This window comes from Pseudoalteromonas sp. SG44-1, assembly GCF_014164315.1.
Lineage (GTDB): Bacteria > Pseudomonadota > Gammaproteobacteria > Enterobacterales > Alteromonadaceae > Pseudoalteromonas > Pseudoalteromonas rhizosphaerae.
Genome location: NZ_JACJEW010000257.1, coordinates 1 through 379, shown reverse-complemented (window position 1 = coordinate 379; position 379 = coordinate 1). Strand labels below are relative to the sequence as shown.

The following is a 379-nucleotide window of genomic DNA, read 5'->3' as shown; positions in this document are numbered from 1 at the left end:
ATAAGTTTTATTTTAATCGCCATACCGGGCTTGTAAAAACCCCTCATACTTTGTTTAGAAAACCGTTTTATTTACCTTACGAAGACATTGTTTGTTTTGGTGCAAATGAGCGCAATGTAGGCTCAGCCCGTGGTGGTTCACGCGTGTTTGTGTCTCTCATGGTGCCATTAAAGTACCCTAAGCATTATAGACTCACTAAACCGACATTTTACGTAGGTGGTTTTAATCGTGAGTGGGATTCGCTGCAATATGCAACAGCCATGACCTTTATGGATACATCAATCCCGCTTGGGACACACTTATATCAATCAATAGAGCACTACTTCAAAATAGATAAAGATATAACAGAAAAACACGGATTTCCTGAGGAGTTAAAACC

General features: G+C 39.6%; 1 pseudogene. It reads left to right on the top strand.

The features are described from left to right. Positions 1–379, top strand: a pseudogene (locus H5187_RS25290) (hypothetical protein); the annotation flags it as partial.